Genomic DNA, 23,631 nt, shown 5'->3' with positions numbered 1-23,631 from the left:
CGACCCTCGTCTCGTGCGCAGTTAGGATTCTCGGGTGAAGTCCCAGGCACTGAAGACCCTGTCCGTGGCCACCGCCCTCGCGCTGAGCCTCTCCGCGTGCGGCTCGGACGAGCCGGAGGCGGCCGAAGGCGAGCCCGAGCTCGGCTCCGCCGGTCAGCTCACGGTCTGCACCGACGCTCCGTACAAGCCGTTCGAGTACCCCGACGACTCCTCGCCGACCGGCTACACCGGCTTCGACATGGAGATCGTCGACGCGATCGCGGCCGGGATGGACCTCGAGGTCGTCGTCAAGGACGCCGGCTTCGACGGCCTCCAGAGCGGTGCGTCCCTGGCCGCCGGGCAGTGCGACATGGTCGCCAGCGCGATGACGATCACCGAGGAGCGTGAGGAGAACCTCGACTTCTCCGAGCCCTACTACGACTCCAAGCAGTCGCTCCTGGCCGAGGCCGGCGGCGACGTCGCCTCGATCGAGGACCTCGACGGCCAGAAGGTCGGCGTGCAGCAGGGCACCACCGGCGCGCAGTACGCCCAGGACAACGTGCCCGAGGGCGCCGAGCTGGTCTCCTTCCCCAGCGACGCCGAGCTCTACGCGGCCCTGAACTCCGGCGGCGTCGCCGCGGTCCTGCAGGACCTGCCCGTCAACCTCGACCACACCGACGACGGTGCCTACGAGATCGTCGAGGAGTACGACACCGACGAGTCCTACGGCTTCGCGGTCAAGGAGGAGGGCAGCGAGGACCTCCTCGAGGCCATCAACGAGAACCTCCAGGAGCTCCGCGACAGCGGCGAGTACGACACCATCTACGAGAAGTACTTCTCCGACTCCTGACGCTGCTGCGTCGTCCGTAGCCGACCACCGTTGAGGAGTCCCTCGTGAAGAGGACCACGAAGACCCGTCTCACCCGCGGGTCGCTGTACGCGATCTTCGTGGCCGCCGTCGCCGCGCTGGTCCTGGCCGCGGACTGGCCGGCCATCCAGGAGGCGTTCTTCGACGTCGAGATCGCCAAGGACCTCTTCCCCGACGTGGTCGTGGTGGCGGCGAAGAACACGATCATCTACACCGCGATCGCGTTCGCCGGGGGCATGGTCTTCGGCCTGGTCCTCGCGTTGATGAAGCTCTCGCCGGTGGCGCCCTACCGATGGGTCGCGACGGCCTACATCGAGTTCTTCCGCGGCCTGCCGGCCCTGCTGGTGATCTTCACCTTCGCCTTCGCGGTGCCGATCGCCTTCCAGTGGCGCCCGCCCGGTGGCAACGCGGGAGCCGGCCTGATCGCCCTCATCGTCGTCTCGGCGGCCTACATCGCCGAGACGATCCGCGCCGGCATCCAGGCCGTCCCCAAGGGCCAGGTCGAGGCGGCCCACTCGCTCGGCATGCCGGGGGGCTGGACCATGATCTCGGTGGTGCTCCCGCAGGCCTTCCGGATCGTGATCCCCCCGCTGACCAACGAGCTGGTGATCCTGATCAAGGACACCTCGCTGCTGTTCATCGTCGGCATGACCCTGTCGCAGCAGGAGCTCACCACGTTCGCCCGCGACGGGGTCTCCTCGGTGGCCAACTCGACGCCGCTGACCATCGCAGCCCTGATGTACCTGGCCGTCACCCTGCCGCTGACCCGGCTGGTGGCCTACATGGAGCGCCGCGGCGCGAGAGGACGCTGAACCCGTGACGAGCACACCCGCCTACGAGCACGCGATCGACGTCCAGCAGCTGCACAAGTCGTTCGGCGACAACGAGGTCCTCAAGGGCATCGACTTCCACGTCGACGACGGCGAGGTGGTCTGCGTGATCGGGCCCTCCGGGTCGGGCAAGTCGACGCTGCTGCGCTGCGTCAACCGGCTGGAGGTGCCGACCAAGGGCAGGGTGCTGGTCGAGGGCGTCGACATGACCGACCCCGAGACCGACCTCAACGACGTGCGCTCGCGCATCGGGATGGTCTTCCAGTCCTTCAACCTCTTCCCGCACCTGACCGTCACCGCCAACCTGACCCTGGCCCAGCGCCGGGTCAAGAAGCGAGGCAAGGCGGAAGCCGAGAAGAAGGCCCGGGAGAACCTGGCCCGGGTGGGCCTGGAGGACAAGGCCGACGCCTACCCCGCGCACCTCTCCGGCGGCCAGCAGCAGCGCGTCGCCATCGCCCGGGCGCTGTCGATGGACCCCGACCTGATGCTCTTCGACGAGCCGACCAGCGCCCTGGACCCCGAGCTCGTCGGCGACGTGCTCGCGGTGATGAAGTCGCTGGCCTCCGAGGGCATGACGATGATGGTGGTGACCCACGAGATGGGCTTCGCCCGCGAGGTCGGCGACAAGCTCGTCTTCATGGACGAGGGCGTGATCATGGAGGAGGGCGACCCCGCCGAGGTGCTCTCCGACCCGCAGCACGCGCGCACCCAGGAGTTCCTCTCCAAGGTGCTGTGACAGGGTGCGTGACAGGGTGCTGTGACGGGAGCTGCGGGCGACGTACGGTCGGGGCATGACGCCTGGTGAGCTGTTGGCCGACTCCCTCGACCGCGTCGCCGAGCACGTCGAGGCGGTCCTCGACGGTCTCGACGTCGACGCCCTGACCCACCGCCCCGGGCCGGGGGCGAACACCATCGGCTGGCTGGTCTGGCACCTGACCCGCGTCTACGACGACCACGTCGCCGCGGCGGCCGGGCGCGAGCAGGTGCACGTCGCGTCGGGGTACGCCGAGCGGCTGGGGCTGCCGTTCGACCCCGCCGACACCGGCTTCGGCCACAGCAGCGACGAGGTGGCCGCGGTGCGGGTGCCGGCCGACCTGCTCGGCGACTACTTCCGCGAGGTGCACGGCGCGATGCGCCCCTGGGTGCACGGCCTGGACGCCGCCGACCTCGACCGGGTGGTGGACGAGCGCTGGGACCCGCCCGTCACGCTCGGGGTCCGGCTGGTCTCGGTGGCCGACGACTGCGCCCAGCACGCCGGGCAGGCGGCGTACGTGCGCGGGCTGCTGGGGCGCTGAGCGCCACCGGCGCGCGCCACGCTTGACGGCGGGGTGCCCGGCACGGTGGGGTGAGCCACGCCACAGCCGTCTCGGGCGTGGCCTCTCGGGAGGTCCCAATGCTGCGCAAGATCGCCGGTCCGGCGAGCCGTTTCGTCGAACGCTGGATGCCCGGAGCCTTCGTCTTCGCGGTCGCCCTGACCCTGCTGGTGGCGGTGCTGTCGCTGAGCCTGACCGACACCGGCCCGCGCGAGCTGGTGCTCGCCTGGGGCGACGGGCTCACGGGCCTGCTGGCCTTCATGACCCAGGTCGCGCTGGTGCTGCTGCTGGGCTACACCCTGGCCAACCTGCCGCCGGTGCACCGGCTGCTGACCCGGGTGGCGGGGTTGCCGCGCTCGCCGCGGGCGGCGTACGCCTTCGTCACCGTGGTGGCCGGGGTGGCCTCGCTGCTCAGCTTCGGGCTCGGGCTCATCGTCGGCGGCGTCGTGGCCGTCGAGGTCGCCCGTCGCTTCCGTGAGCGGGGCACGCCGCTGCACTACCCGCTGCTGGTGGCCTCGGCCTACACCGGCTTCGTGGTCTGGCACATGGGCTACTCGGGCTCCGGGCCGCTCAACGCCGCCACCGAGACCGGGGTCTACGCGACGACGCTCGACATGGGCGTCGTGCCCGTCTCCGAGACCATCTTCGCCTGGTGGAACCTGGCCGCCATCGGCGTGACGCTCCTGGTGATCGCCGTGGCGATGCCGCTGATGGCCCCCGGCGACGGCGAGGCCGTGCGCGCCGCGCCCGAGGCCGCGCTGGAGGAGTCCGAGGAGCCTGCCGGCACCGGCGGCGCCCAGGAGGCGGGCTCGCCCGCCGACCGGCTCGAGACCTCGAGGCTGGTCACCGCCGTGATGGGCGTGGCGCTGGGCCTCTACCTGGTCGTCTACTTCCTCGACAACGGCTTCGACCTGACCCTCGACATCGTCAACTGGACCTTCCTGTGCCTGGTGCTGCTGGTCGTGGCCAACGCCCGCCAGCTCGCCGCCCTGGTCGCGCGCGGCGGCCGCACGGTCGTCGAGGTGCTGCTGCAGTACCCCCTGTACGCCGGCATCGCGGCGATGATGGCCGCCAGCGGCCTGGCCGAGATGCTGAGCAGCTGGGTGGTCGACGCGGCCACGCCCGGCACGCTCGGCGTCTTCGCCTTCCTCTCCGCGGGCCTGCTCAACCTCTTCGTGCCCTCGGGCGGCGGCCAGTTCGCCCTGCAGGCGCCGATCTTCGCCTCGGCCGCCGAGTCGCTCGACGTCACCCAGCCGGTCGTGATCATGGCCATCGCCTACGGCGACCAGTGGACCAACATGATCCAGCCGTTCTGGGCGGTGCCGCTGCTGGCGGTCGCCGGACTGCGGGTGCGCGACATCATGGGCTACACCAGCGTGGTGCTGGTGATCACCGGCGTCGTCTTCGTCTCGACCCTGCTGCTCGTCGGCGCCGGCTGAGGCTCAACGGGGTCCGGGTCGGTCCGGTGCTCACACGCCGGTCAGTGCCCGGCGCGGGTTGTCGACGAGCAGCGTGCGCACGTCGTCGTCGCCGAACCCGCGCTCGCGCAGCGCCGGGACGACGGCGACGAGCAGGTGGTCGTAGCCGGTGCCGCCGTGGGCGTGCAGGTGCTCGGGCAGGAAGACGTCGTGCGAGAGCAGCACCTGCTCGAGGTGCCCGGCGTCGGCGAGGCGTTGCACGAAGCCCAGGGTGCGGTGCTCGTGGAAGGCGCCGTCGGTGCCGAGCCCGTCCATCTGCACGAAGCAGCCGCGCCGTGCCAGCTCGAGGTGGTACGCCGGCTGCGGCACCGTGTCGCAGTGGCCCACCACCACGCGGCGCGGGTCGACGCCCTCGTGCTCGAGCAGGTCGAGCTGGGCCAGCCCCACCGGGCGCCGGGCGGCGTGGGTGGAGACGGTGAGCCCGGTGCGCAGCTGGGCCCGCGCCGCAGCGCGGAAGGAACGCTCCTCGGCGGCGGAGACCCAGCCCTGGTCGCAGCCGATCTCGCCGATGATCCCCGGACGCACCGACTCCGGCCCGACGCCGTCGGCGATCTCGGCGACGAGCAGGTCGGCGGCCTCCTCGACGCTCGTGCGGTCGAACCAGGCGCGGTCGAGGTACGGGTCGCGGTAGTGCCCGCACCCCATCACCACGTGCACGCCCGAGGCCGCCGAGACGCGCCGCAGCGCGGCCGGGTCGCGACCGATCTCGACCGTGGTGAGGTCGACCAGGGTGCCGCCGCCCGCCGCGCCGAAGCGGCGTACCTCCTCGACGGCCAGGTCCTCGTCGTTGAGGACGCCCTGGCTGCGGTACTCGCGCAGCAGGTCGCTGAAGAGGTGCTCGTGGGGCAGGACCACGCCCAGCTCGGCGGCCGGCACCGCACCGAGGACCGTCATCACCGGGCCGGTGGTGCTCATCCGAGCACCCGGCGCGCGAGCGCCTCGTGGAAGGCGACGCTGTGGGCCAGGTCGTCGACGTGGACCCGCTCGTCGGCGTTGTGGAAGCCCTCGGCGACCACCTCGGCCGAGGTCGCCCGGTAGGGGTTGAACCCGTACGCCGTCGTGCCGGCGCCGGCGCGCAGGTAGACCGAGTCGGTGAAGCCGGTGCCCAGCAGCGGCAGCAGGCTGCCGGTCTCGCCCTGCTCGGCGAGCACCGCGCCGATCGCGTCGATCAGCGGCGACTCCTCCGGCGAGCTGCTGCCGGCGACGAGGTGCTCGGGCCAGGTCAGCTCGTAGCGCAGGTCGTCGCCGAGCCGGGCCCGCACGGCGCGCTCGACGTCGGCCTCGGTGGTGCCCGGCAGGATCCGGCAGTCGAGCTCGACCCAGGCGCGCGCCGGCATCACGTTGCGCTTGGAGGAGCCGCCCACCAGGGTCGGCGCCATGGTGGTGCCGACCAGCGCCGGCAGCACGTCGAGCAGCAGCGGCTGCAGCCGCCCCGCGCGGGCCAGGGCCTCGCCGAGGTCGCCGGGCGCCTCGCCCAGCAGGATCTCCAGGGTCCGCTCGAGCAGCGGGGAGCGCTGCGGCTCGGCGGTGCCGAGGCCGATGCGGCGCAGCACCTCGCCCAGGTGGGGCACCGCGTTGTCGCCGATGGTGGGGGTGGAGGCGTGCCCGGCCTCGCCGACGGCGGTGACCCGCACCGGGTAGGTGCCCTTCTCGCCGACCCCGACCGGCAGCACGACGCGGCCGTCGCTGAGCACCATCCGCTCGCCCCCGCCCTCGTTGAGCGCCAGGTCGGGGCGGATGTCGGGGCGGGCCTCGAGCAGCCAGCGCATCCCGACGTCGTACATGCCGTCCTCCTCGTCGGCGACGGCCAGCAGCCACAGGTCGCCGCGCGGCCGGAAGCCCGAGCGGGCCAGGGCCGCCATCGCGACCGCGCGCCCGGCCACCTCGCCCTTCATGTCGATCGCGCCGCGGCCCCACAGCCACCCGTCGTCGTCGACGACGGCCTCGAACGGCGGGTGGGTCCAGTCGCGGGCGTCGGCCGGCACCACGTCGGTGTGCCCGACGAAAGCCAGCGACGGCCCCTCGCCGCTGCCGGGGATGCGGGCGACCAGGTTGGCGCGCCGCTCGTCGCGCGCGACCAGCTCGCACTCGACGCCGTGGCCGCTGAGGTAGTCGTGCAGGTACTCCGCGGCCTGGGTCTCCTCACCGGGCGGTCGTCCGAGCGCCTCGGCGGGCGCGTTGCTGGTGTCCATCCGGATCAGGTCGCGGGCGACCCGCAGCACCTCGTCGTGCACGCTGCCGGTCATCGCAGGGTCCCCTCGGGCTCGGCACGCGTCTCGTGCAGCAGCTTGTCGAGGACCCAGGCGTAGACCTCGGCCTCGTAGTGCAGGTGGGCCAGGCGCCCCGAGGGCCCGGAGTGCGCCCCGGCGCCCACCTCGCAGCGGAACAGGCAGCGCGGGCCCCACGCGGGATCGCTCTCGCGCAGCGCCGCGACCCACTTGGCCGGCTCGTGCACCAGCACCCGCGGGTCGTGCAGCGCGCCGGTGACCAGCAGGTCGGGGCGCGACCCCGCCGGCGGCAGGTTGTCGTACGGCGACCAGGCCAGCATCCACGCGTGGTCCTCGCGCCGCCGCGGGTCGCCCCACTCCTCCCACTCGTTGACCGTGAGCGGGACGCTCGCGTCGAGCATGGTGGTGACCACGTCGACGAAGGGCACCTCGGCCACCACCGCGCGCCAGCGCTCGGGCCGCTGGCTGAGCACCGCGCCCTGCAGCAGCCCGCCGGCGCTGAGGCCTCGGGTGGCCAGCCGGCGGCCGTCGACGAGCCCGTCGAGGGCGTCGGCCACCGCGAGGTGGTCGGTGAAGGAGTGCTGCTTGGCCGCCAGCCGGCCCTCGAGCCACCAGCGCCGCCCGCCCTCCCCGCCGCCGCGCACGTGCACGTGGGCGAAGACCACGCCCCGGTCGAGCAGGCTGGGCAGGGCCGGGTCGAACTCGGGCTCGAAGACGTACTCGTAGGCGCCGTAGGCGTAGAGCAGGGCGGGCGCGGTGCCGTCGAGCGGGGTGTCCCGGTGCCGCACCAGGGTGACGGGCACCGGCGTGCCGTCGGCGGAGGGGAGGTGCCGGCGCTCGGTGACGTAGCGGCCGGGGTCGTGGCCCGGAGCCTGCTGGCGCCCGAGCTGGCGCCGCTCGCCGCTGGCGAGGTCGACGTCGAGCCAGCGGCTGGGCTCGACGTGGGCCCGGTCGTGCACGGTGACCGACGTGGCGTCGTAGTCGGTGCAGCGGTCGAGGTGCACGGCGCCGCCGGCGAACCCGCTGGCCACCACCACCCCGGGCCCGGCCAGGTCGTCGTGGGGGAGCAGGCGCAAGCGGTGCTCGGCGTGGGTGCGCAGGCTCAGCACCACGTGGCCCGCGAAGGCGTCGACCCGCTCGAGGCGCTCGGCCGGGTCCTCGCCGCGGACCTCCACCCAGCTGGTGTGGTCCTGCCCCGTCGCGGTGGCCGGCACGGGGGCGCGGACCAGCCGGAACTCCTCGGCGCCGTCGTCGGTGACCAGCAGCAGGTGGCCACCGCCCGGCCCGCGCACGTGCTCGGCGCGGTAGACCACGCCCGGGCGCCGTCCGCCGACCGAGCGCGGGGCGCCGGCCGGGTCGCTCGTCTCGACGACCCAGGTCTCGCTGGTGGTGCGGCTCTCGCTGAGGATGACCACCAGCTCGCCGCTGCGGCTGGCGCGCAGGTGCAGCTCGAAGGCCTCGTCGGGCTCGCTGAGCACCAGCACGTCGTCGGCGACGTCGCCGCCCAGCCGGTGCCGCCAGACCTGGTGGGGGCGGTAGGCGTCGTCGTGGACGGTGTAGAAGAACTCGCCGGAGTCGGCGCTCCAGGCGCCCCCGTAGTAGCAGCGCGGCACCTCGTCGGGCAGGTCCTCGCCGGTGCCCAGGTCGCGGAAGCGCAGCCGGTAGACCTCGTCGCCGGTGGTGTCGACGGCGTGGGCCAGCAGCCGCTCGTCGGGGCTGACCAGCGCCAGCCCGAGCTCGAGGTGGCCGCTGCCGGTGTCGAGCGAGCCGACGTCGAGGACGACCTCGTCGTCGAGCGACGCTCCGCTACGGAATACATCGGTAAAATCTTGATCTGCGACGGATTTCGTCTCACCATGTGACTTATCGCTGCGAATTCTTCGGCGAATAACCGCGTACTCACTACCGGCGGAGTGCTCGGTGTAGTAGGAAAACCTCGAGCGTTCCCACGACGGCGACCGCTCGTCCGTCGGCACCCGGGACACCATCTCGGAGGCCAGCCCCACCACCTGGGAGTGCAGATGCGCAGAGGCAGCGTCGTAGTAGGCCCGCTCGGCAGCAAGGTGCGCCAGCACCTCCGGCGAGGTCACGTCGTGCAGCCAGGCGTAGGGGTCGTGCCGCACGAGCCCGTGCTCGCGGTGGGTGTGCGGTCGGCGGGCGGCGACCGGGGGCGCGGGTGGCTTCACGGGCGTCAACGTACGACGAAGCGGCGGCGCGCGGCAGTGGTCCGGCCGGGCCGCCTGCTGGCCGGGCTGCTGGCCGGGCTGCTGGCCGGCTGCCTGCTCCCGGTCGGCATGCTGGGCGGGCTGTCCGGCGGCGCCGCGGCGGCGGGCGAGGGCGACCCGGCGCGCTTCACCGTCGCGCTGCTCAACGAGGTCGACAGCTTCAACCCCTTCCTGGGCATCGAGGTCGAGTCCTACGAGATGTGGGCGCTGACCTACGACTACCTCGTCGACTTCTCGACCGAGGACCTGTCCCTGCAGCCGTCACTGGCCACCGACTGGGAGAGCAGCGACGACGGTCTCGAGTGGCGCTTCACCATCCGCGACGACGTCACCTGGTCGGACGGCGAGCCGCTGACCGCCGACGACCTCGCCTTCACCTACTCGCGGGTGCTGGGCAAGGGTCCCGAGTCGGCCACCTGGAAGTCGTGGCTGGCCGGCGTCACCGAGGTCGAGGCCCCCGACGACACGACGCTGGTGATGAGCCTGTCGCGGCCCAACAGCGTGCTGCCGATGGTGCCGATCCCGATCGTGCCCCAGCACGTGTGGTCGGAGGTGAGCGGCGAGGCGATGAAGTCGTTCGCGGCCGAGCCGACCGACGGCGCGCCGGTCGTCGGCTCGGGGCCGTTCCGGCTGGTCGAGGGCACCGCGGGCGGCTCGACGTACCGCTTCGAGGCCAACCCGGACTACTGGAACGGCGCCCCGCACGTCGACGAGGTCGTCTTCCGGGTCTTCAAGAGCGAGGACCCCGCCGTGCAGGCGCTGGTCAAGGGCGAGGTCGACTTCGTCGAGGGCATCTCGGCGCTGCAGGTCGACTCCCTCGAGGGCCGCGACGGGGTGCTGGCCCAGAACGCCGACACCCCCGGCTTCGACGAGATCTCCTTCAACGCCGGCTCGGTCGACCTCGAGACCGGCGAGCCGATCGGCGACCCCAACCCCGCCGTGCTCGACCCCGAGTTCCGCTTCGCCGTGGGGCTCGCGCTCGATCGCCAGCAGCTGGTCGACACCGTCTACCAGGGCGCCGGCAGGCCGGGCTCGACGATCGTGCCGCCGGGCTACGCCACGTTCCACTGGGAGCCGCCGGCCGAGGACCTGGCCCACGACCCCGAGCGCGCCGCCGCGCTGCTCGACGAGGCGGGCTACACCGTCGGCGCCGACGGCCTGCGCACCCTGCCCGACGGCTCCCCGCTCGGCACCCTGCGCCTGTTCGCGCGCTCCGACTCCGCCACCTCCACCAAGGTGATGGCCTACTTCAAGGAGTGGCTGGCCGACCTGGGCATCGAGTCGGAGGTGACCACCGTGGAGTCCTCCAAGCTCACCGACATCATCCTGGCCGGAGAGTTCGACGCCTTCGAGTGGGGCTGGTTCGTCGACGCCGACCCGACCTCGATGCTCAGCTACATGACCTGCGACCAGCGGGGCAACTGGTCGGACTCCTGGTACTGCGACGACGAGTACGACGCGCTCTTCGAGGCCCAGGGCTCCGAGCTCGACCCCGAGGTGCGCGCCGAGCAGGTCAAGGCGATGCAGGAGACCCTCTTCCGCGACGCGCCCTACCTGGTCACGGCCTACAACACCACCGGCCAGGCGGTGCGCAGCGACCGCTTCGCCTGCCTGCTCCAGCAGCCGGCCGAGACCGGGCAGTGGATCTTCCAGCAGGGCACCCACACCTACCGCTCGATCCGGCCCGCCGCCGAGGCCGGCGACTGCGACGGCGCCACCAGCGCGACCGAGGCCGCGGCCGCCGGTGACGAGGAGGGCCCGGGCGCCGGGCTGCTGGTCGGGGCGGGCGGCCTGGTCGTGCTGCTGGTCGCCGGCGTCGCCGTCCTCGTCGTACGCCGCCGCGGGACCGCCGAGGACCGCGAGTGACCCTCGCGGCCAGCGCGGCCGGGCCCGAGGGGGCGCTCGCGGCCCCGCCCCGGGCCCGCCGGTCCCGGGGCGGCTACGGGCGCTACGCGGGCGGCAAGGTGCTGGGCTCCCTGGGCAGCCTCGCCTTCGTGCTGGTCGTGAACTTCTTCCTCTTCCGGGTGCTGCCCGGCGACCCCGCCCGCACCCTGGGCCGGGGCCGCTTCAGCTCGCCCGAGCAGCTCGAGCAGTTCAACGCCGCGTACGGGCTCGACGAGCCGCTGCCCCAGCAGTTCCTGACCTACCTGGGCAACACGCTCAGCGGCGACCTGGGGATCTCGCTGCGCTACCGGGTGCCGGTCGCCGACCTGCTGGTCGACCGGATCGGGCCGACCCTGCTGCTGGTCGGCACCTCGACGCTGCTGGCCGCGCTGGTCGGGATGTGGCTCGGGGTGCGCAGCGCCTGGGCCCGGGGCCAGCGCTTCGACCGCCTGTCCACCGGCGCCTCGCTCACCCTCTACTCGATGCCCGAGTGGTGGCTGGGCCTGCTGCTGATCGCCACCCTCGCCGTCGGCTTCGGGCCGGTGCCCGGGCTGTTCCCCACCGGCGGGCTGCACTCCGTCGACGTCGACCCGTGGTCGCCGGGCGGCGTGCTCGACGTGGCGCGCCACCTGACGCTGCCGGTGCTCACCCTGACCCTGGCCTACCTGGCCGACTACGCCCTGGTCATGCGCAGCTCGCTGCTCGACGAGCTCGGCTCCGACTACCTGACCACCGCGCGGGCCAAGGGCCTGCGCGACCAGGCGGTGCGCAACCGGCACGCGGTGCCCAACGCGCTGCTGCCCGCCACCACCGTCATCGCCCTCAACTTCGGCTTCGTGGTCGCCGGCGCCATCACCGTCGAGACGGTCTTCTCCATCCCCGGGCTGGGGCTGCTGGCCACCGAGGCCCTCGAGATCCCCGACTACTGGGTGCTGCAGGGCGCCTTCCTGGTCGCCTCGGTCGGCGTGATCCTGGCCAACCTGCTGGCCAACCTGCTCTACGGCGTCCTCGACCCGCGGGTGCGCACGTGAGCGCCCCCGCCAGCCCCGCCGCGGACACCAGCGCAGCGCAGCTGGCCCGCCGGCGCCGCCACGACGCCTGGTGGCGGGGGTGGCGCGAGTTCCGCCGGCACCGCTCCGGGGTCGCCGGCCTGGTCGTGCTCACCGGCTTCGTGCTGCTGGCCCTGCTGGCGCCCGTCATCGCCGACGCCGAGGGCCTCTCGGTGACCCGCGCCCAGGGCGGGGTCCTGCAGCCGCCCTCGACGGCGTACCTGCTCGGCACCGACGACAACGGCCGCTCCGTGCTGACGCTGCTGATCTGGGGAGCGCGGGTCAGCCTGCTGGTCGGGCTGATGGCCACCGTCATCTCGATGGTGATCGGCACCCTGGTGGGCCTGCTGTCCGGCTACTTCGGCGGCTGGCCCGGGGCGCTGCTCTTCCGGCTGACCGAGTGGTTCCTGGTGATCCCGTTCCTGCCGCTGGCGATCGTGCTGGCCAGCGTGCTCGGGCGCTCGCTGCTCAACATCGCGCTGGTGATCGGTGTGACGTCGTGGACCAGCACCGCCCTGCTGATCCGCAGCCAGACCCTCTCGATCAAGGAGCGCGCCTACCTCGAGCGGGCCCGCGGCCTCGGCGCCGGCCACCTGCACCTGCTGCGCCGCCACGTGCTGCCCAACGTGGCGCCGCTGGTCTTCGCCAACACCACCCTGACCGTGGCGGTGGCGATCCTGGCCGAGACCACGCTCAGCTTCCTCGGGCTCGGCGACCCCACCCGGGTCTCGTGGGGCTCGATGCTCGAGGACGCCTTCCGGGTCGGCGCCATCACCACCGGCTCGTGGTGGTTCATCGTGCCGCCCGGCGTGTGCGTGGTGCTGGTGGTGCTCTCCTTCACCCTGGTCGGCCAGGCGCTGGAGTCCGTGCTCGACCCCCGGCTGCGGGAGCGCCGATGAGCGACCTGCTGCACGTGCGCGACCTGCACGTCACCTACCGCACCGACGAGGGCCCGCTGAGCGCGGTGCGCGGCATCGACCTGCGCGTCGGGCGCGGCGAGGTGCTCGGCATCGCCGGCGAGTCCGGCTGCGGCAAGTCCACGCTGGCCAGCACCGTGCTGCGGCTGCAGCCGGCCAGCGCCGACGTCACCGGCGCGGTGCTCTTCGACGGCGCCGACGTGCTGACCATGCGCTGGGGCGACCTGCGGGCGGTGCGCTGGGCGGGTGCCTCGATCGTCTTCCAGGGGGCGCTGCACTCGCTCAACCCGGTGCGCCGGGTGGGCGTGCAGATCGGCGAGCCGATCAGGGTGCACGAGCCCGAGGTCGGCGACGACGAGGTCGACGCGCGCGTCACGGACCTGCTCGAGCAGGTGGGGCTGCCGGCCGCGAGGGCGGCGGCGTACCCGCACCAGCTCTCGGGCGGGCAGCGCCAACGGGTGATGATCGCGATGGCGCTGGCCTGCCGGCCCGACCTCGTGGTGGCCGACGAGCCGACGACCGCCCTCGACGTGATGGTGCAGGCGCAGGTGCTCGACCTGCTCTCGGGGCTGGTGCGCGACCTGGGCGTCGGCATGGTGGTGATCAGCCACGACCTGTCGGTCCTCGCCGACGTCTGCGACCGGATCGCCGTCATGTACGCCGGCCGCGTGGTCGAGCAGGGGCTCGCCGACGAGGTCTTCGGCCGCGCACTGCACCCCTACGCCGCCGCGCTGTCGGCGGCCTTCCCGCGGGTCGGCGACCCGGCCTCGCGCTACGCCCCGGCAGGGCTGCCGGGCGACCCGCCCGACCCCCGCGAGTCGGTCGCCGGCTGCTCGTTCGCGCCCCGGTGCGCGCGGGCCGTGGAGCGCTGCCGCAGCGAGGAACCGCCGTTGGAGGAGCACCTGCCCGGGCGCACCGCGGCCTGCTGGAGGATCGGGGAGCCATGAGCATCGAGACGACGCCCGGCCCGGCCGCGCTCGGCACGCGCACCCTCGAGGCGCGCGGGGTGCGCGTGGAGTTCGGCACCCGCGGCGGCGCGGTCGCGACCGCGCTCGACGGCGCCGACCTGACCGTGCGCTCGGGCGACATCGTCGCCCTGGTGGGGGAGTCGGGCTCGGGCAAGACCACGCTGGCCCGCACCCTGGTGGGCCTGCAGGCCCCCACGGCCGGCGAGGTCCGCCTCGACGGCGTGCCGCTCGGGCGTGGTGCGCGCGCCCTGAAGGCGGTGCGCCGGCAGGTGCAGATGGTGCTGCAGGACCCCGCGGGGGCGCTCAACCCGCGCCACACCGTCTACGAGTCGGTGGCCGAGGGGCTGCGCCTGCACGGGCTGGCCGGTGGCCGCGGCGGCGGGCCGAGCGAGGAGCAGCGCGTGGGCGCGGCTCTCGCGGCCGCCGGGCTGCGACCACCCGAGCGGTTCTACCTGCGCTACCCGCACGAGCTGTCGGGCGGGCAGCGCCAACGGGTGCTGATCGCCGGCGCGCTGGCCCTCGAGCCGCGGCTGCTGGTGGCCGACGAGCCGGTCTCCTCGCTCGACGCCTCCGTGCGCGGCGAGCTGCTCGCGCTGCTGCTGCGGCTGCGCGAGGAGCGCGGCCTCGGGGTCCTGGTGGTCACCCACGACCTGGGCCTGGCCTGGAACATCGCCGACCGCACCGCGGTCATGTACCTGGGCCGGGTCGTCGAGTCGGGGCCCACCGAGCAGGTGCTCGGCGACCCGCAGCACCCCTACACGCGGGCGCTGCTGTCGGTGGTGCCCGAGTCGCAGCGCCGCGAGCAGGTCGTGCTCACCGGCGAGGTGCCCGACCCCACCCGCATCCCCGACGGCTGCCGGTTCCACCCGCGCTGCCCCGCGCTGGCCGACGGCAGCGCCGCGGCCGCCGGGGTCGCCGAGGCGTGCCGCGGCACCGCGCTGCCGGTGCTGCCCGCGGTCGACGAGCACGTCAGCGCCTGCCATCTGGTCGCGGCGCGCGACTGAGCGGCGTACGGGCTCGGGGTGGTTGGCCGGGGCCGGGGCCGTGGGGGTCAGAAGGTGTCGCGCTGCCCGTCGAGCCAGCGCTTGGCGTCGGGCACGTCGAACCACAGCGAGACCGCGTCGACGACCAGCAGCACCACGAGGTACGCCGCGTAGACGCCGCCGACGTCGTCGCGCCCCAGCAGCAGGTAGGCGACCAGGCCGAGCAGCGGCACCCACAGCGCGACGTGGGGCAGCGCCATCGCCAGCGAGAAGCCGCGGTCGAGGACCATCACGACGCCGTTGAGCGCCAGCGCGCCCACCGCCAGCGCGGCCACCAGCGGGCCGAGGGGCTGGCCCAGCGCGACCAGCGCCGCCAGGTTGACCGGCATCAGCACCATGAACACCCACGCCTGCACGCCCAGCGGCAGGCGCTGGGCGCTGGCCAGGACGTCTCGGACCAGGCTCATGCGGTGCCTCCTGCGGCTCGGTGGGATCGCGTGCCAGCATGACCCACGCGTCGGCCGGCCGGTCGACGACCCACGGGTGCGAGAGGTGAAGTGATGATCGACGTCCTCTGGGGTGCCGGCGGCATGCTGGTGCTGCTGGCGATCGCCTTCCTGGTCTCCAGCGACCGGCGGGCGATCCGGCCGCGCACGGTCCTGGGAGCGCTCGGGCTGCAGATCGTCTTCGGCGTCGTGGTCCTCTACTGGTCGGTGGGCCAGCGCGCTCTCGAGGCCGCCTCGAAGGCGGTGCAGTCGGTCATCGACTCCTCCCGCGAGGGCATCGGCTTCCTCTTCGGCCCGGTGCTGCCCGAGGAGGGGCAGGTCTTCGCCTTCCAGGTGTTGCCGGTCATCGTCTTCTTCGCCGCGCTGACCGCGGTGCTCTACCACCTCGGCATCCTGCAGCGGGTCGTGCGGGTGCTCGGCGGCGGCCTGGGCTGGCTGCTCGGCACCGAGAAGGCCGAGTCGACCAACGCCGCGGCCAACATCTTCGTCGGCCAGACCGAGGCGCCGCTGGTGATCCGGCCCTACGTCGCCGGCCTGTCGCGCTCGGGCCTCTTCGCCGTGATGGTCGGCGGGCTCTCGACCGTCGCCGGGTCGGTGCTCGTGGGCTACTCGCTGCTCGGGGCGCGGCTCGACTACCTGATCGCGGCCAGCTTCATGGCCGCGCCGGGGGCGCTGCTGATGGCCAAGATCATCCTGCCGGAGGAGCGCGTCGTCGACGGCGACGAGGCGGGCGCGGGTGACGAGGGGTCGTCGGTCGCCGGCTCGGGCGACGACTGGGCGAGCGCCGACGAGATGCTGCGCGCCGAGCAGGAGGCCGCCGAGAGCAAGGGGCCGGCCGACGACGGGATGCGGGCGCGCAACGTCATCGACGCCGCCGCCAACGGCGCGGCCGACGGGCTCCGGCTGGCCGCGACCATCGGCGCGATGCTGCTGGCCTTCATCTCCCTGATCGCGCTGGTCAACCTGGTCGTCGGCGGTGTCGGCGCCTGGTTCGGCGCCGGCGACCTGACGATCGAGGAGATCCTCGGCTACGTCTTCGCCCCGCTGATGTCGGCCATCGGGGTGCCGTGGGGCGAGGCGGTCGAGGCCGGCAGCTTCGTGGGCCAGAAGGTGGTGGTCAACGAGTTCGTCGCCTTCGCCAACCTCGGCGAGGTGATCGGGGGCTTCAGCGACAAGACCGCCGCCATCGTGACCTTCGCGCTCACCGGCTTCGCCAACCTGGGCTCGCTGGGCATCCTGCTCGGCGGGCTGGGGGGCATCGCCCCCGAGCGTCGTCCCGACATCGCCTCGCTCGGGCTCCGGGCGATCCTCGCGGCCACGCTGGCCAACCTGATGAGCGCCGCGATCGCCGGCATCCTGATCGGCTGACCGCTCGGTGGTGCGGGACTGACCGGTCGGTGGTGCACGAGTGACCGGTCGTCCCGCAGCCGGGTGGTCCCTCAGGCGAAGGCGGCGATAGCCGCCTCGCAGAACGCGTCGAGGTCGCCGGGGTTGCGGCTGGTGACCAGGGTCCACCCGTTGTGCTGGCAGGTGAAGGACTCCTCGTCGACCCAGGTCGCGCCGGCGTTGCGGATGTCGGTCTGCAGGCTCGGGAAGCTTGTCAGGGTCTTGCCCTCGAGCCGGCCGGTCTCCACGAGGGTCCAGGGGCCGTGGCAGATCGAGGCGACCGGCTTGCCGGCGTCGACGATCTCGCGCATGAAGGCCACGGCGTCCTCCTCGACGCGCAGCTGGTCGGCGTTGGTGGTGCCGCCGGGCAGCACCACGGCATCGAAGGTCGCCGGGTCGGCGTCGGCCAGGCTCAGGGTCGCCTCGAAGGTGCCGGCCTCGTTGACGTCGCTCTCGAAGGCCTGCACCTTGCCGGTCTCGGGGGCGATCAGCACGGCCTCGGCGCCCGCGTCCTCGATCGCCTGCCAGGGCTGGGTGAGCTCGGGCTGCTCGACGCCCGACTGGGCGACGATGAATGCCACGCGCTTGCCGGTCAGGTCGGTGCTCACGATGTCCTCCTGGGGGTGGGGCCGTCGGGGCCCGCGTCGTTCGGTGCCTCTACTGCACCAGCCGTCGTGGGGGCGTTCGACACCCCCAGGGGTGACCGGGGGCCTGCGCGGGTTGCGGGTGGGGCCGGGCGGGTAGACAGGGGACATGCAGACACGAGAGATCGGCAACGACACCGTCGGGCGCGTCCAGGTCGGCGCCATCGGGCTGGGCCTGATGACCTTCGACCAGTCCGGGGCGCAGCCGCGCGAGCAGCTGCTCGACACGATGCGCGCGGCCCTCGCCGCGGGCGTGACGCTCTTCGACACCGCCGACGCCTACGGCCCCGGTGACGAGCTCGGCGCCGACGCGCAGGGTGCCAACGAGCGCCTGGTCGCGGGCCTGCTCGACGAGCTGGGGGTGCGTGACCAGGTGCTGCTGGCCACCAAGGGCGGTCACGTGCGCGCCGGCGGGGGCGCCTGGGCGCTGGACAGCTCGGCCGGCCACCTGCGCTCGGCCGTCGACGCGAGCCTCGAGCGGCTCGGGGTCGAGCAGATCGCGCTGTGGCAGCACCACCGTCCCGATCCCGACGTGGCCTACGAGGACGTCGTGGGCACGCTCCGGGAGATCTTCGAGTCCGGCAAGGTCGCGCGCATCGGGCTCTCCAACGCCGACCCGGCCCAGATCCGGCTCGCCCACTCGGTGCTCGGTGACGCGCTGGTCAGCGTGCAGAACCAGTTCTCGCCCGCCTTCCGCTCCAGCCAGCCCGAGATCGACGTGTGCGAGGAGCTCGGCCTGGCCTTCCTGCCCTGGAGCCCGCTGGGCGGGCTGTCCGACGCCAAGGAGCTCGCCGAGAAGCACCCCGCCTTCGCCCGCGTCGCCGAGGACCGCGGGGTCAGCGCGCAGCAGGTCGCGCTCGCCTGGGAGCTGGCCCAGTCGCCCGTGGTCATCCCGATCCCCGGCGCCAAGCGGCCGCAGTCGATCACCGACTCGGCCGCCGCGGCCGAGATCGAGCTGACCCCCGACGAGCTGGCCGCGCTCGACGCCTCCTGAGGGCTCGGCGCGTCCGGCCCGGGCGGACCGTAGGCTCCGCGCCGTGAGAGCCGTGCTGATGGAGACCTTCGGCGGACCGCTGACGGTCGCCGAGCTGCCCGACCCGCCCTGCCCCCGCGACGGGGTCGTGGTGCGGGTCGGGGCGACCGGGCTGTGCCGCAGCGACTGGCACGCCTGGCAGGGCCACGACGACGGCGTGCGGCTGCCGCACGTGCCGGGCCACGAGCTGGCCGGCACGGTGGTCGAGGTCGGTGCGGCGGCCTCCTCGGTGCGGGTCGGCGACCGGGTCACCACGCCGTTCGTGCTGGCCTGCGGCACGTGCGCGACCTGCCGCCGCGGTGACCAGCAGGTCTGCGAGCGGCAGGAGCAGCCCGGCTTCACCGGCTGGGGCTCCTTCGCCGAGCTGGTCGCGCTGCCGCGCGCCGACACCAACCTCGTGCGGCTGCCCGACGAGGTGCCCGACGACGTCGCCGCCGGCCTCGGCTGCCGCGTCGCGACGGCGTACCGCGCGGTGGCCCAGGTCGGGGCCGTGCGCGCCGGCGAGCGGGTGGTGGTGCACGGCTGCGGCGGCGTCGGGCTCGCCGCGGTGATGGTGGCGCGGGCGCTGGGGGCCGAGGTGTACGCCGTCGACCCGGCACCGGCCTCGCGCGACCTGGCCGCGCGGCTCGGGGCCACCCCCGTCGACCCGGACGCCGCGCCGGTCGTCGACACGCTGCTCGACCTGACCGGCGGTGGCGCCGACGTCTCGCTCGACGCCTTCGGGGCCGCCGCGGTGGCCGGCGCCTCGCTGCTCTGCCTGCGCCCGCGGGGGCGCCACGTGCAGGTCGGCCTGCTCGGTGGGGCCGACGCCGACGCCGGAGCGCCGCTCGGGCTGGTGGTCGCCCGCGAGCTGCAGGTGCTGGGCAGCCACGGCCTGTCGGCCACCGGCTACCCCGGCCTCCTCGACCTGGTCGCCGACGGCACCCTGCGCCCCGACCTGCTGCTGCGCGACCGGGTGGGGCTCGAGGAGGGCGCCCGCCGCCTGGCCGCGCTGGGCGAGCCCGGCGCCGGCGCGGGCGGCGCCACCGTCGTCCTCCCGCACCGCTGACCCGGCCCAGATCTCACGCTGACCCGGCCTGAACTTCACCCCGACCCGGCCTGAACTTCGCGCCGACCCGGCCTGAACCCTCATCTGCACCGGAACTGGCGCGGGCTCGCGCGGAACTGGCGCCGGCTCGCGGTCAGGTGCGGGCGCCGCTGGGCGGGTCGAGGTGGCCGGTGCGCCACAGCCCGTCGTTGGCCTCGAGCCAGCGCTGCGCGTCACGGCGGCCCAGCGCGGCGGCCTCGTCGAAGAAGTCGGGGTCGAACATCAGGTAGGACAGCAGCTCGCCCTGCAGCGGGCTGTCGCTGCCCATCAGCCGGTGCATGACCTGCAGGTCGGGGTCGCCGAGGGTGCGGCGCAGGGTGCCGTGGTTGCTGCGGAAGACGTCCATCGCCAGCTGGGCCAGCTCCTCGCCGTGCTCGGGGGCCACGGCGGCGTAGGGCAGCACCCGCTGCGGCGGCCGGCCGCGCTCGCGGCGGTGCCGGTCGAGGTGCGGCGCGAGGTCGGCGTCGGCGGCCAGCACGTTGGTGTCGGCGAGGCGGCGCAGGTCGTGGCGCAGCGGGTCGTCCATCACCGCCCCCAGCAGGGTCGCGCCGCCGTCGCCGAGGTCGACGGGCTGCCGGTCGCGCTCGGCGTCGGCCTCCGCGGGACGGATGGCGCCGGTGCCGACGACCACCAGGCGATCGGCGCCGAGCTCGACCGCGGGCGCGATCGGCACCCGGCGCCGGGTCGCCCCGTCGACGTACCAGCCGGCGGCCTCGGCCGGCTCGTCGACCTGCACCGAGGGGAACAGCGCGGGGATGGCCGAGGAGGCCATCAGGTGCTCGACCCCGATGCGGGCGCGCACGTAGGCGCGGTGGTGCTGGGCCAGCGGCGCCGGCAGGTCGCCGTACGCCGCGGTGGCCTCGGTGAAGAGCGTGACCCGCCCGGTGCGCACCGCCGTGGCGGTCAGCGCCAGCGCCTCCACCCGGCCCGCGTCGAGGTTGTCGTGCAGCGCTTCCCAGTCGATGGCGCGCTGCAGGGTCGCGGCGAGCGGCCCGGTGCCGAAGAGGCCACGCAGCCGGAAACCGGTCAGGCCCAGGGTCTCGGAGGCGTAGCGGGCCAGCACCACCGGCGCCTGGCGCCACAGCGGCTGCATCACCTTCTTCTTGGTGGCCTGGGCCAGCACGTCGTGCAGTCGCTCCGCCTGCTCCTCCGGGTCGAGGTGCGCCGTGGAGGTCAGGGCGGCGCTGAGCAGCGCCCCGGCGCTGGTGCCGACCAGCAGCGTCGGGCGGTGGCCGTCGGCCTCGAGCGCGGGCAGCAGCACCCCCAGCGCGCCCACCTGGTACGCCGAGCGGGCACCGCCGGCGTCGAGCACCAGGCAGGTGCGGCCCGAGGGCTGCGGGGTCGGTGAGGAGTCGGTGGGAGTCATCGGCCCCAGGTTCTCACGCGATCTGGGTGCGCCCGCCAGGCAGTCGCTGGGCGGCGCTGAGCCGGGCCTCGGCGCCGGAGCGCGCCCCCGCCTCCCACGCCGCGACCCCGCCGTCGAGCCCGGTGCGGCGCCGCCCGGCCTGCCAGGAGCCCCGGGCGGTGGAGGTGCGGGTGTAGTAGTCGGCGACCTCGGCCTCCTTCTGGGCCAGCACCAGTGCGGTCGACGCGCCGGTGTCGGGCTCCTCGCGCTCGAGCCGCTCGCGCTCCGCGCGCGCCTCGGCGTCGCGCCGGGCCGCCCACAGCCGCGTGGCGATCTGCTCGACGAAGGCCTCGTAGAACGCCAGCCGGGCCGTCTTCTTGCTGGGCGGGGCGAAGCTGCGGGTGCGCGGGTTCCAGACCGCCCCGCCGACCAGGTGGGCGTCGCTGGCCAGGAAGACACCGGCGTCGTGGACCATCTGCAGCGCCAGGTGCACGTAGAGCGCCTCGACGACCTCGAGGTCGCTGGGGAAGCCGTAGGCGTAGACGGTGGTGGAGTTGCGCGCCACGTCGGCGCGCACGTCGTTGGGCAGCGCACAGGCCAGGAAGAGCGCGACCAGGCGCGAGTTGCCCATCGCCCGGGCCTCGCCGATGGTGATCGTGCGCTGCACCGGCTCGGCGCGCTGCTCCTGGCGCGCGGTGTGCTGGCGCGCGGTGGCCAGGTCGATCGACCAACGGGTCGAGAGGTACTGCGCCTTGGCCAGGAACGCGTCGGCCTCCTCGGGGGTGGAGGCGGCCTCGGCCTGGGCCAGCACCTTGGCCAGCTTGTCGATGAAGGTGCTCACAGGGGTGCTCCTGTCGTCACGCCGCGCTCGGCCAGGGCCACGCGCAGCAGGTGGGCGGCCTCGGGGCCGATGACGTGCTCGAAGAGGTGCAGCAGGTGGGCCAGGAACACCGGCCCGTGGGCAGGCAGGTCGGGGCCCAGGTGGTGGGCCAGCTCGTGCAGCACCGTGGTCTCGCTCAACGCCCAGCCCCCGCCGGCGGCGTACGGCGGCACCGCGATCGTGGGCCCGGCGGCCCCCGCCGGCTCGTAGTGCGCGGCCCGGGCGCCGCGGCGCTCGCGCACCGCCACGGGGACGCCGGCGCGCGGCAGCGCCGCCACCGGCGGATGGGCCAGGACGCGCCTCAGGTAGGCCGGCACGTCGGCCACGTCGCCGAACTTGCGCAGCCCCGGCAGCACCAGCGTCGAGCCGTAGTGCTCGATCGTGCCGCCCCGCTCGAGGACCCGGCCCACGGCGTCCTCGGCGTCGTACACCGTCGAGCGGTGCCGGTCGCGGGGCGCGGAGGTGGGGCTCACGGGACTTCGTCCTCTCGTCGGGTGCTCGGTGCGGGTCGGGGGTGCTGCGCGGGGTCCTTCCTACCCGGTCGCACCGACGCCCGTCGTGGTCCTCCACAGGCGCAGCAGCCATGATGGGGGTGTGCGCTTCACCGAGAACGAGATGACCCAGGCGATGGCGGGTGCGGCCAAGTCCGTGCTGGCCACGCGCAAGGACGTGCGCAAGCAGAAGCTCGACGTCGACGAGGTGTGGGAGCAGATGACCCGCTGGGAGCGCTTCCAGGTGCTCGACGCGCTGGGCGACCAGGTGCTGCCGGTGCTCGTCGCGCTGCCCGACGTCGAGGTCGAGCCCGGCACCCGGCCCACGTTCACCGACGAGCAGGTGCGCGAGACGGTCGAGGCCGGGGTCGGCGACGACGTCGGCCGGCTGCAGCGCACGGTGCTGGTGCGCACCCGGATCGCGCTGGTCAAGGCCGCGCTGGCCGCCGTGCCCCCGCGCCAGGACCCCGACGCGCTCATCGTCCCCGACCACCTCTGAGCACGACCCGGCCGGTTCGGACCGGCCGGACAGCGGGGTCAGCCGGGGGTCAGGCGGGGTCGGTGGGCGCGGCCGCCTGCACGTCGCCGACCCGCGTGGTGCCGCCGCTGGTGCCCAACGAGCGCGCGATGGCCTCGTCGAGGTCGAGGAACTCGTGGCCGGGCACCAGGTCGCGGCGCACGTCGTCCTCGCCGCAGACCATGTCGTGCGACAGGCTCTCGGCGAGCGCGACCACGGTGCCGCGGGGCATCCCGGTCAGCAGCGCGCTGACCCTACCGACCATCCACATCGGCACGCCGGGCACCATCGGGCGCCAGCGGCGCAGCCCGGCCACCTTCGCGTAGCGGCCCAGCAGGTCGGGGTAGCTCAGCACCTCGTCGGCGCCCAGGTCGTAGGCCCGGTTGCGCGGTTCGCCCTCGATGGCGGCGGCCAGCACCGTGACCACGTCCTCGACCGAGACCGGCTGCAGCCTGCGGCGCATCCAGCTCGGCACCGGGGTGATCGGCAGCCGGTCGCTGAGCCGGCGCAGCAGCTCGAACGAGGTCGACCCCGAGCCGACGATCATCGCCGCGCGCAGCACCGTGGCCGGCACCTCGGCGTCGAGGAAGACCTGCTCGACCTCGGCCCGCGAGCGCAGGTGGTCGGAGAGCTCGCCGGGCGGGATCAGGCCCGAGAGGTAGACGACGCGTCCGACGCCCGCGGCCGCGGCGGCCCGCGCCACCCGCTGGGCGGCCTCGCGGTCCTTGCGCACGAACTCGCCCGACGCCATCGAGTGCACCAGGTAGACGACCGCGTCGACGCCCTCGACCGCCTGCGTGACGAGGTCCTCGTCGGTGATGTCGAAGCGCCGCGCCTCGACCTGGGCGCCCCAGGGGTAGTCGTCGAGCGCCGCCTCGTCACGGGTGGCGGCGAGCACCTCGTGCCCGGCCTCGAGCAGCACCGGCACCAGGCGGGAGCCGACGTACCCGGTCGAGCCGGTGACCAGGACCCGGCTCATGCGCCGGCCCCCAGGGGGCGCGCGAGGGGGTGGAGCGGGCG

At 74.1% G+C, this 23,631-nt stretch carries 23 protein-coding genes; 14 read left to right on the top strand and 9 right to left on the bottom strand.

Going from position 1 to position 23,631, the window contains the following annotated elements:
- Nucleotides 1–34 precede the first annotated feature (34 nt).
- The 5 genes from ABKW28_RS16580 to ABKW28_RS16560 all read left to right on the top strand — a co-directional run bounded on the left by ABKW28_RS16580 (nt 35) and on the right by ABKW28_RS16560 (nt 4,429).
- A complete protein-coding gene (locus ABKW28_RS16580) occupies nt 35–829 on the top strand; it encodes a transporter substrate-binding domain-containing protein (RefSeq protein ID WP_348611548.1) in 795 nt (264 codons plus the stop codon).
- Between the two features lie 44 nt (nt 830–873).
- Complete coding sequence (locus ABKW28_RS16575) at nt 874–1,659, top strand: amino acid ABC transporter permease (protein WP_193669831.1); 786 nt, start codon at nt 874–876, stop codon at nt 1,657–1,659.
- 4 nt (nt 1,660–1,663) lie between these two features.
- Nucleotides 1,664–2,413 (top strand): amino acid ABC transporter ATP-binding protein, encoded by a 750-nt coding sequence (locus ABKW28_RS16570; RefSeq protein ID WP_348611545.1) that lies wholly within the window; start codon nt 1,664–1,666, stop codon nt 2,411–2,413.
- A 55-nt stretch (nt 2,414–2,468) separates the two neighbouring features.
- A complete protein-coding gene (locus ABKW28_RS16565; RefSeq protein ID WP_193669830.1) occupies nt 2,469–2,972 on the top strand; it encodes a DUF664 domain-containing protein in 504 nt (167 codons plus the stop codon).
- Nucleotides 2,973–3,070: 98 nt separating this feature from the next.
- Nucleotides 3,071–4,429 carry a TIGR00366 family protein gene (locus ABKW28_RS16560; protein WP_348611542.1) on the top strand — a complete coding sequence of 453 codons (1,359 nt, stop codon included), beginning with the start codon at nt 3,071–3,073 and terminating at the stop codon, nt 4,427–4,429.
- A gap of 30 nt (nt 4,430–4,459) precedes the next feature.
- Here the strand turns inward: ABKW28_RS16560 and ABKW28_RS16555 are convergent, their stop codons facing one another.
- The 3 genes from ABKW28_RS16555 to ABKW28_RS16545 are packed head-to-tail and all read right to left on the bottom strand — an operon-like array spanning nt 4,460 to nt 8,882.
- Nucleotides 4,460–5,383 carry a hypothetical protein gene (locus ABKW28_RS16555; protein ID WP_348611539.1) on the bottom strand — a complete coding sequence of 308 codons (924 nt, stop codon included), beginning with the start codon at nt 5,381–5,383 and terminating at the stop codon, nt 4,460–4,462.
- On the bottom strand, nt 5,380–6,714 hold the full coding sequence (locus tag ABKW28_RS16550; RefSeq protein WP_348611536.1) for a M20/M25/M40 family metallo-hydrolase: 1,335 nt from the start codon (nt 6,712–6,714) through the stop codon (nt 5,380–5,382). The genes ABKW28_RS16555 and ABKW28_RS16550 overlap by 4 nt, the downstream gene beginning before the upstream one ends.
- Complete coding sequence (locus ABKW28_RS16545; protein WP_348611533.1) at nt 6,711–8,882, bottom strand: prolyl oligopeptidase family serine peptidase; 2,172 nt, start codon at nt 8,880–8,882, stop codon at nt 6,711–6,713. Before ABKW28_RS16545 ends, ABKW28_RS16550 begins: the two co-directional genes overlap by 4 nt.
- A 36-nt stretch (nt 8,883–8,918) precedes the next feature.
- Between ABKW28_RS16545 and ABKW28_RS16540 the strand changes: the two genes are divergently transcribed.
- From ABKW28_RS16540 to ABKW28_RS16520, 5 genes are read left to right on the top strand one after another with little or no spacing between them, the layout of a single operon-like run.
- Entirely contained in the window at nt 8,919–10,787 is a 1,869-nt protein-coding gene (locus tag ABKW28_RS16540; RefSeq protein ID WP_348611530.1) for an ABC transporter substrate-binding protein, read from the top strand.
- Entirely contained in the window at nt 10,784–11,836 is a 1,053-nt protein-coding gene (locus ABKW28_RS16535) for an ABC transporter permease (protein WP_193669809.1), read from the top strand. Before ABKW28_RS16540 ends, ABKW28_RS16535 begins: the two co-directional genes overlap by 4 nt.
- On the top strand, nt 11,833–12,753 hold the full coding sequence (locus ABKW28_RS16530; protein WP_348611527.1) for an ABC transporter permease: 921 nt from the start codon (nt 11,833–11,835) through the stop codon (nt 12,751–12,753). Before ABKW28_RS16535 ends, ABKW28_RS16530 begins: the two co-directional genes overlap by 4 nt.
- Entirely contained in the window at nt 12,750–13,718 is a 969-nt protein-coding gene (locus tag ABKW28_RS16525; protein WP_348611524.1) for an ABC transporter ATP-binding protein, read from the top strand. The genes ABKW28_RS16530 and ABKW28_RS16525 overlap by 4 nt, the downstream gene beginning before the upstream one ends.
- Nucleotides 13,715–14,743, top strand: a complete 1,029-nt coding sequence (locus tag ABKW28_RS16520) for an ABC transporter ATP-binding protein (RefSeq protein ID WP_204797194.1) — start codon at nt 13,715–13,717, stop codon at nt 14,741–14,743. The genes ABKW28_RS16525 and ABKW28_RS16520 overlap by 4 nt, the downstream gene beginning before the upstream one ends.
- A 47-nt stretch (nt 14,744–14,790) precedes the next feature.
- Here ABKW28_RS16520 and ABKW28_RS16515 read toward each other — a convergent pair whose 3' ends face one another.
- A complete protein-coding gene (locus ABKW28_RS16515) occupies nt 14,791–15,189 on the bottom strand; it encodes a hypothetical protein (RefSeq protein WP_341231685.1) in 399 nt (132 codons plus the stop codon).
- Between the two features lie 93 nt (nt 15,190–15,282).
- On the opposite strand from ABKW28_RS16515, the gene ABKW28_RS16510 reads away from it, so the two are divergent.
- Nucleotides 15,283–16,596 (top strand): nucleoside transporter C-terminal domain-containing protein, encoded by a 1,314-nt coding sequence (locus ABKW28_RS16510; RefSeq protein ID WP_348611521.1) that lies wholly within the window; start codon nt 15,283–15,285, stop codon nt 16,594–16,596.
- Nucleotides 16,597–16,667: 71 nt separating this feature from the next.
- Here the strand turns inward: ABKW28_RS16510 and ABKW28_RS16505 are convergent, their stop codons facing one another.
- Entirely contained in the window at nt 16,668–17,222 is a 555-nt protein-coding gene (locus ABKW28_RS16505; protein ID WP_307822900.1) for a type 1 glutamine amidotransferase domain-containing protein, read from the bottom strand.
- Nucleotides 17,223–17,367: 145 nt separating this feature from the next.
- Here ABKW28_RS16505 and ABKW28_RS16500 point away from each other — a divergent pair, with 145 nt between their 5' ends.
- Both ABKW28_RS16500 and ABKW28_RS16495 read left to right on the top strand, forming a co-directional pair.
- Nucleotides 17,368–18,252 (top strand): aldo/keto reductase, encoded by an 885-nt coding sequence (locus ABKW28_RS16500; protein ID WP_193669772.1) that lies wholly within the window; start codon nt 17,368–17,370, stop codon nt 18,250–18,252.
- Between the two features lie 43 nt (nt 18,253–18,295).
- Nucleotides 18,296–19,339 (top strand): alcohol dehydrogenase catalytic domain-containing protein, encoded by a 1,044-nt coding sequence (locus ABKW28_RS16495; protein WP_348611518.1) that lies wholly within the window; start codon nt 18,296–18,298, stop codon nt 19,337–19,339.
- A gap of 133 nt (nt 19,340–19,472) precedes the next feature.
- On the opposite strand, the gene ABKW28_RS16490 is transcribed toward ABKW28_RS16495, so the two are convergent.
- The 3 genes from ABKW28_RS16490 to ABKW28_RS16480 are packed head-to-tail and all read right to left on the bottom strand — an operon-like array spanning nt 19,473 to nt 22,076.
- Nucleotides 19,473–20,744, bottom strand: a complete 1,272-nt coding sequence (locus ABKW28_RS16490) for a patatin-like phospholipase family protein (protein WP_348611515.1) — start codon at nt 20,742–20,744, stop codon at nt 19,473–19,475.
- Nucleotides 20,745–20,757: 13 nt separating this feature from the next.
- Nucleotides 20,758–21,564 carry a DUF2786 domain-containing protein gene (locus ABKW28_RS16485; RefSeq protein WP_193669769.1) on the bottom strand — a complete coding sequence of 269 codons (807 nt, stop codon included), beginning with the start codon at nt 21,562–21,564 and terminating at the stop codon, nt 20,758–20,760.
- A complete protein-coding gene (locus ABKW28_RS16480; protein ID WP_348611512.1) occupies nt 21,561–22,076 on the bottom strand; it encodes a TIGR04338 family metallohydrolase in 516 nt (171 codons plus the stop codon). The genes ABKW28_RS16485 and ABKW28_RS16480 overlap by 4 nt, the downstream gene beginning before the upstream one ends.
- A gap of 121 nt (nt 22,077–22,197) precedes the next feature.
- On the opposite strand from ABKW28_RS16480, the gene ABKW28_RS16475 reads away from it, so the two are divergent.
- Nucleotides 22,198–22,593, top strand: a complete 396-nt coding sequence (locus ABKW28_RS16475; protein WP_193669767.1) for a hypothetical protein — start codon at nt 22,198–22,200, stop codon at nt 22,591–22,593.
- A 49-nt stretch (nt 22,594–22,642) separates the two neighbouring features.
- Here ABKW28_RS16475 and ABKW28_RS16470 read toward each other — a convergent pair whose 3' ends face one another.
- Nucleotides 22,643–23,590 carry an NAD(P)H-binding protein gene (locus ABKW28_RS16470; protein WP_193669766.1) on the bottom strand — a complete coding sequence of 316 codons (948 nt, stop codon included), beginning with the start codon at nt 23,588–23,590 and terminating at the stop codon, nt 22,643–22,645.
- Nucleotides 23,591–23,631 lie beyond the last annotated feature (41 nt).

The sequence above is a fragment of the Nocardioides sp. 31GB23 genome (assembly GCF_040012395.1).
Lineage (GTDB): Bacteria > Actinomycetota > Actinomycetes > Propionibacteriales > Nocardioidaceae > Nocardioides > Nocardioides salarius.
The sequence above is the reverse complement of the archived record's forward strand: the minus strand, read 5'-3'. Positions and strand labels throughout refer to the sequence as shown.